The 1,517-nt window shown below is 57.0% G+C and carries 1 protein-coding gene; it reads right to left on the reverse strand.

The window, feature by feature from the left end:
• Positions 1-87: 87 nt before the first annotated feature.
• Positions 88-1,428 carry an IS701 family transposase gene (locus J3474_RS21880; protein WP_067739353.1) on the reverse strand — a complete coding sequence of 447 codons (1,341 nt, stop codon included), beginning with the start codon at positions 1,426-1,428 and terminating at the stop codon, positions 88-90.
• Positions 1,429-1,517 lie beyond the last annotated feature (89 nt).

The raw sequence follows: 1,517 nt of genomic DNA on the forward strand, positions 1-1,517 counted from the left end.
TAGTCTTACTGCGTCACAAATGACTCGTTCATTCTGGCGCAGCATGGACATCGTGTCAGGCGTCGCGCCACTGCTGTGGTCAGCATTTTACGCAGCGTTGCGATCGAATTCGAGGTGTGGCGTTCGGGCCGTATCGGTATGTCCAAGGGATCGCGAACCACGGGGAACCGGAGTTTCTTCGCGGTTCCAGGTAAAGGCAAATCCTGAGGGGGGAATCGTCTCCCGTTCGGAGATCAGGAATCCGTAAGCTGCGATGCACAGGCTGGCATGATGGTGGAAGCCACGCCAACCCCGCCCTTCGTAATGGCCAAGGCCGAATTCCTGCTTGAGGTCTCGATAATCTCGTTCGATCCGCCACCGCATTTTCGTCGCCGAAACGAGCTCATGTAGTGTCGTCGTTGCCGGCAATGTTGAGAGCCAATACTTGCTTGGCTCTTCATCGCCCTCAGGCCATTCGACGAGGAACCATTCTTCTGCTCGTGGCTGGGTAAGATTATAGTCTCTGGAGGCGACACGAAGGCGCACTGCAGCAAAGCGGGATACCAGCTCGACATTGCTTCCTTCGCGCCATGCGATGGTCGTCCACGCGTCGGCCGGCAAGTCTTTCGCCAATGCTTTGGCTGACAGCGGCTTGTGAGCTTTGCTTCGTTGCACCAGCTTGGGAGGACGGCCTTTGCCGCTCCATGTCTTGGGCGGCATCGGCCCTTCGCCCGGACGCCAAAGACTGACTGTTGGCTGGACGCCAACCGAATATGTGAGACCCAGATCGGTCAGCCCCTGGCGAAACTGGCCATCCGCGCCATACCCTGCATCAGCAAGCACGATACCCACTGGCGTCTGTGCCGCGAGCGCAGAGCGGACTTGATCCATCGCAATTTGGGGCTTGGTCTGAAACACCACCTCGTCTGGTATCTTGGCCTTTCGGCGGCGTTCTGCGTCATCGAGCCAGATCTCTGGAAGGTAAAGTCGCCAGGCGACCGGCAAACTCGCACCCTCATTGGCAATGGTAAGGCTGACGGCAACCTGGCAATTATCCTGCTTGCCGAGTTGGCCACAATATTGACGGGCGACACCAACCGAATGTTGTCCCTTCTTCGGGAAACCCGTGTCATCGATGATCCAGGCAGTAATCGGCCCGCCTCGCTCGATCATTCGAGGTAAGACCCAATCCTGGACACGCCGCATCAGTGCTTCATCAGACCACGGCGCTTGCCCCACAAAATGCAGCAAGGACTGATGCTTGGCTGATACGCGTGCCGGTGCCGTCACTGCTGCCAGCGGCTCCACGCTCTTGCGTGCCACTGGCATCATCAGGCCTGTGCAATAATCTCGAAGAGGCTCTGCACGATCCATATGCCCGATAACTTCCGTCAGTGCGTCGACATATTGATCAAACGCGCTTACTGCATTCTCGTTGGTCGTCACCATACCGCTGATCCATCGTTATGAATCAGCAGCCTATCACAACCCAATCACCAGCGAATCCCCCGACTGACGATTTTTGTGACTCAGTAAGA

Source organism: Novosphingobium sp. PY1, assembly GCF_017312445.1.
GTDB lineage: Bacteria > Pseudomonadota > Alphaproteobacteria > Sphingomonadales > Sphingomonadaceae > Novosphingobium.